We start from the raw sequence: 5,476 nt of genomic DNA on the forward strand, positions 1-5,476 counted from the left end.
CCGCGAAGCGTCGAAGAGCTGGAAGATGATCCACCACTGGAAGCCAGCGCTGCAGAGCTTCCAGTTGATGTTCGGCGAAGAGCGCGTGCCGCTGGCCGCGCTGTGACAATCCCGGTTACACAGTTCGTTTGACAGACCCAAGGATTTTCCCTCGAGGACGCTCCGCTGATCCTCATAGGCATAAAGCGCTTCGGCAATCGCAACTTGCGCGGGGCTCGAGTACCCATCTTCGACGGCGCGCAGCTGGTGTGCGCGCCGATTGGCCTGCTCTTCAAGGTCGGGCCGGCCCAGACGATTTGCATTCTTGGCGAATTCCTTCGCGTCTTTCGACGTCTTGAGGCGCCCTATGCGTTCGTCCATGATCTTCTCTCGCGATTCACCGTCGATACTGCCATGACACTCCTATGAGCTACCCGGCTTGTCAGGGGGGGGCGTCGTTTCGAACGTCGAAGGCCGCGCTACTGAAGTTAGGCGAAACGTCGCGTTAGACACGACCACGTTGGCTTGCTCGATATCTTTCGCACCAGCAATCGAATCTCTACAACAACGTCGATTCTGGGTAGCGCAGCGTCTTGGGGTCAACGTTCTAGGCGAATGCGCCCGTCGCGTCAGCTGTGCCCCGCGGTTCGCAAGGCACACATCGGCTGGCGGATAACTTCGGGGGTTGTCCAACACCCAATCTAGTCCGCACGGCGAAGCGTTATCGGCTCAACCAGATTGTTGGCCCTCTACTCTTCAAAGCATGTTGAAACCTATCGTTGAGCTGGTTCATGCCGGCCCTGCAGCTTTGAGAAGGGCTAGGTCTGTCACTCAATCAACGAAAACGTTGGCATTCTGAAAGAGCCAAAACCATGGTTTCTCAATCCGTTGCGCAAGAGCTTCCCGACCAGGAGGAGCCCAGAGAAAGTGGACCGGATCGCAATTGCTGAAGAGATCGAGACGGTTCATTCGGGCATGACGGACACGCCCGGAAGGAAGCGGACGGTTTGAAGGCCCTGACCGTCTCGCCCCGTGCGACCGGGCGGGGATATCCTGCCCCCATGGACTTCGAGAACGCGTTGAAAACGTTCCTTCCCGCCCAGCGCCGCGAACCGGCGCGCATGGTCTCCCTAGACCCATCGATTCCAGGCTGCGGGTGGTCGGTGGCCGACCCCTACCACCTGCCCATCGAGGCAGGCATCCGCGCCGAGCGTGAGCGGCTGCGGGGCAAGAGCTGGATGGTGGCGCTCATCGAACGCACCTTGGACTACGAAGGTATCTTCGAAGAGGTCCGGCTCGATGAGGGCTTCGATCAGCTGCTTCGGGCGCTAAACCGCGGCAGAGAGCTGCTGACCGAGCGCTCAGATGCGGCGAAAGCATTGCACCCCAAGTGGTCGTGGGGCGAGAGGCGCGTCCGGTGGCCGAAGTTGACTCGCGTCGCTGGACAGCCCGTCCATTGCTTGGAGGACTTCTTCATCCACGACGGCGTTGGCTGGGGCAATCACCACATTCAGGTATCCGTCATTGCCCTCCCAAGTGAGCCCATCGACCGGGAGCTCATCGACGCTATCGGCGCAGATTCTGAGTTGCAGGCCCACTTCCGGAAGGTCGGGGGCGGCTGATGCGCGTGCGCGCTTCCTCATTCGGTTTGGTGGTCGGGACGGCCACCTGCCATGCCTGCAGCACGCCGACGCCCGTGGCGCGGCTCTGGGTGCCGGAGTACACATATCATTTTGAGCCGGACGATGAGTTGGAGATTGAGGCAGATCCGGCAATGTTGTCGTTCGTCTCCGATCTATCCGCCGCAGCCATGGTCCGGATCCAAGCCCACGCGCCCTGGTTGCGCATGGCCCCCACGCGCACTTCGGGCATGACGTACTTAGCGAACCACTGTGCCTGTGGCGCCGTCCAGGGCGACCATTACCTCGGGGTGCCTGGGGAAGCATTCTTCCCGCTCTCCCAGGACCAATTGCAGGGCCTGCGGTTCCTGCCTTGTGAAGGCCCGCTGGAGGCCGAGGCAAGCCCCGGCTCGAGTGCGTGGATGGTCCAGGTGCCCAGCCTAGGACGTTGAGCTCAGAATGAAGCTTTGCCGGAGGGGCTATGTCCGAAGGATTGGAAGTAGAGAAGGTGGTCAGAAGGCCGGCGAGCAGCGGGAAACTGGAGTATTCCCCGGTCGTCGTTCTCAACGAAACTAGCAAAAGCCGGCTGCAGGCGGTTGGCTACTTCATCCCTCACACCGACCGCACCGAGTTTTCCCTCAAGCTGGAGGGATTCACCAAGAGCAAGGATCAGCCTTGGGTGGAGGACAAGGCGAAGACCTTGACCTTGTCGGAAACGGCATCGGTCGCGCTTCTCAAGTACCTGCAGAACCACCTCAAGGTCGCAGAACAGTCAGAAGCGGGGGAGTTCATCATGGTCCGCGTCGCCAACGGCGAAGTGGATATGAGTGGGCACGACCCCCAGGAGTTGGTAGGCGCGTTGACCAAGGTGCTCTCCCAAGAAGCGCTTGTGAAGCACCTAGCGAAGACGGAGCTCACGTCCGAGCTGTCCGTGGCCTTGCGGGGCGCCCTTCGACTGAGCGAGATGCGCTCCGCTATGGCCGAGCTCCACTCCAATCTGAGCCGCGGCGAGGCTGGTGAGCAGACGTATCAGGAGTGGTGCGAGAAGCATTGCTGGGCATTTGGCAACGCCTATGTCGTGCGGGATTCCGTCCGCGCCATTTCTATCGGTGACAACTTAGACTTGCTGTTGCCGGGTGTGATCGCCGGCTACCGGGACTTGGTGGAGCTCAAGCGCCCTGACATGGACGTGCTGAGATACGACACGGCGCACAAGAACTTTTACTTCTCGTCCGACGTCTCCAGAGCTATCGGCCAATGTCACCGCTACCTCGACATGCTGCATGACGCCGCCAAGAACGGGCTCTTGGACCATAAGGAAGTGGTCGCATACCACCCCAGAGCGACCATCGTTATCGGCCGGTCGCACGAGTGGGAAGAGGCCAAGCAGCGGGCATTGCATGGGCTTAATCGACGGATGAACGGCATTACGGTCATGACGTATGACCATCTGCTCGCGCAAGGCGAGAGGCTTCTCGAAATGATGAGCCCGGCCAGCGTCGAGCCGGAGCCGGCCGCGCCGCCCGACGACGACATCCCTTGGTAGCTCAGCGACATTCCCCCAGTTTTGAGTAACGAAGAAGATTCGCGCGGGCTGCTTCAGCGTCTTTCTAGCGGAATGTCTGTTTTGGTCCGACAGCGAACCTGTTGAGTGATCAGCACCAGTATCGTCGTCAGCCCATCCTCGGGACTGGTGATCAGCTCAGCCGGAATCCGCAGCTGGGACGCCAAAGGGTGCTGCTCCGCGGTGTTGAGCGCCCAGCTCGATGCCGCAACTCAGTGAATGGGCGGATCATTGGGGCCCAGCGCGGCCTTGACATAGAAGGGAGGTAGCATCGCCCATGGGTGAGCCTCGTCAGGCCTTAGCGTCGCAATATCGACGGTCGCCGGGTAGGCCATACAGCTCTCATTGATCGCTGCGCCCGTCGCCCGACTAGTGCGCTCTGAGTCGGCATCAGAGACAACGACAACAATTACCAAGTCCTTCGGCAGGCGGCCTTCAGGGCTGGTCCGCTCCGCGAGAGAAGCCGATTGAATCCCGGGAATCCCGGCGTAGAGCTCGCGAAGAGGAATCACCAGCCAATCCAATGCGCCTGTCGCGGGTTCAAGAACGGCAGGTCCAAACTCTTCAGGCTCGATCCGTTGCACCGGGGGCAGGACTTTGCCCTGAAGCAGCATTTCAACCTCTTCGGGGTAGAGGATCAGGTAGTGCCGGTTCGGATTGAGGATAAGCGTGGCTCCGAGCGTAATCTCGAAAAGCTTACGGCCGGTCAGTTGGACGATTCGGATCCTTGGATTCGACGCCTCAGTGGCCTGCTGGACGTCGCTGAAGAATGGCAGCAGATGAGCGCCGGATTCGGGGTGCGGAAACTGAATCAATCTGAGATTCTCCGCCGTGTCATGCCTTGGAGCGTGTACATACACGGCGGCTTCGAGCAGTGCGGCGAAAAACGCGGGCTCGGCTGAGGGATCCGTCTGGCACTGCGCCATCAGGAGTTCGAGTGTCGAGCTTCCACTCGAACTCCTGGGTGCCTTTCGCTTGCCTCTTTTGGCCTTTCTGCTCATGTAGTTCCGAAGCCTCTGCCGGGACGAATCAACCGGTTGGATGGGGCGGGGCTATCCACTTTGTCCATGGTGAGGCAACCAGAGGTTCGCACAGGTTGGCTTTCGGAAGCGCCAATATCCCGTCGCAGTTAGTGGCTGTTAGCGCGCAGCACCTTTAGCCTTCCCAATCCAGAGGACGCCACTTGACCGGGTTCTCGTGGGTCAGCTTGCGCAGACGTTCGTTGATCTCGATCCGGCGCTCTTCGATCAGCAGGTGCGCGACGTTCTTAGTGTTGTCGTCGAACTGAAGCCGGTTAATCCATTCGATGATCTGATCGTGATTCCACTCAAGGACGTGGAAGCAGACGATCAGGGGCGTATGGACGTCCATGCACAACGCGGCCAACCGTGAGCGACGGCGCGTCAATGCGTCTTGGGCGCGGTTGACCGATTCGATTTGCTCCCTCAGGTCTTCGGGCGTTGTTTCGCCGCCGATCTCGGAGGCGTCCGGCGCGCCAGCATCGCCATCGATCCCGTCATCGGCATCTCCCGAGGGCCAGTTCAGACGGGTTTGGCGGGTCAAAGGAGGGCCGGGGGACTTTTCCTGCCACGCCGGGCAGTTGCGGGGGTGCTCGAAGATGTGGCCGTGCTCGCGTAGCAGGGACAGCGTCGCCGCATGCTCGACGTCTTCGACGGATGGGAAATGGCGAGCGATCGATGTCGCAATGCGTCGAAGCTCGATGGGTACTCTGCGATCGCCGCTGAGACGAATCAGCAGTCCGCCCGTCCAGAGGACGGATAGACTTCGTTCGAGAGGAGTCGTCATGGTGAGCCACCTTGAGCATGGGAGGGGTGCCGGAGACCTGATGGGATGACCCGATCGCCAGAACGATCAGACTCCCCTGACTCCGGGCCTTACCCTGTGCTCAGTCGGTCGCACGGATTGCGACGATTGCTTGGTCGATCAGGCGTTGCGAATCTTGGCGATAGCGCGTGCAGATCGCGAACAAATGCTCTATAAATCAGCCACTTCCCGGCGCCTCCGGCCACCTTCTCATGCGCGGAAAAACTCTAAAAGAATGGCCGGAAAAACTCTTCAGGAATGCATACTGGGACAGATCTGGGACAGCGTCCGATGGCCGCAGCCGGCGAAATGAGTCAAGGCGCGGCGGGAGCGAAGCCCGTCCTGCAGGTCCGCATCGAACTCCAGCACATCGAGCCGATGATCTGGCGCCGCTTGCAGGTGCCCGGCGACTGCACGTTCTGGGATCTGCATGTGGCCATCCAGAGCGCCTTTGCCTGGAACGACACCCATCTTCACGAGTTCCGTCCCG

6 protein-coding genes are annotated in these 5,476 nt (G+C 60.4%); 4 read left to right on the plus strand and 2 right to left on the minus strand.

All coding sequences use genetic code 11. The features are described 5' to 3' along the window. Positions 1-1,040 precede the first annotated feature (1,040 nt). The 3 genes from O9255_RS06770 to O9255_RS06780 are packed head-to-tail and all read left to right on the plus strand — an operon-like array spanning position 1,041 to position 3,144. Entirely contained in the window at positions 1,041-1,601 is a 561-nt protein-coding gene (locus tag O9255_RS06770; RefSeq protein ID WP_297866097.1) for a hypothetical protein, read from the plus strand. After that, a complete protein-coding gene (locus O9255_RS06775) occupies positions 1,601-2,050 on the plus strand; it encodes a hypothetical protein (protein ID WP_297866098.1) in 450 nt (149 codons plus the stop codon). The genes O9255_RS06770 and O9255_RS06775 overlap by 1 nt, the downstream gene beginning before the upstream one ends. A 29-nt stretch (positions 2,051-2,079) precedes the next feature. Continuing rightward, a complete protein-coding gene (locus O9255_RS06780; RefSeq protein WP_297866099.1) occupies positions 2,080-3,144 on the plus strand; it encodes a Shedu anti-phage system protein SduA domain-containing protein in 1,065 nt (354 codons plus the stop codon). Between the two features lie 230 nt (positions 3,145-3,374). On the opposite strand, the gene O9255_RS06785 is transcribed toward O9255_RS06780, so the two are convergent. Together O9255_RS06785 and O9255_RS06790 are read right to left on the minus strand one after the other, a co-directional pair. Next, positions 3,375-4,088, minus strand: coding sequence for an SseB family protein (locus tag O9255_RS06785; RefSeq protein WP_297866100.1), 714 nt, complete (start codon positions 4,086-4,088; stop codon positions 3,375-3,377). Between the two features lie 229 nt (positions 4,089-4,317). Next, a complete protein-coding gene (locus tag O9255_RS06790; RefSeq protein ID WP_297866101.1) occupies positions 4,318-4,968 on the minus strand; it encodes a BPSL0761 family protein in 651 nt (216 codons plus the stop codon). A 309-nt stretch (positions 4,969-5,277) separates the two neighbouring features. On the opposite strand from O9255_RS06790, the gene O9255_RS06795 reads away from it, so the two are divergent. Beyond that, the coding region (locus O9255_RS06795; RefSeq protein ID WP_297866102.1) for a plasmid pRiA4b ORF-3 family protein at positions 5,278-5,476 on the plus strand (199 nt) is incomplete at its 3' end.

The organism is Silanimonas sp. (genome assembly GCF_027530345.1).
Taxonomy (GTDB): Bacteria; Pseudomonadota; Gammaproteobacteria; order Xanthomonadales; family Xanthomonadaceae; genus Silanimonas.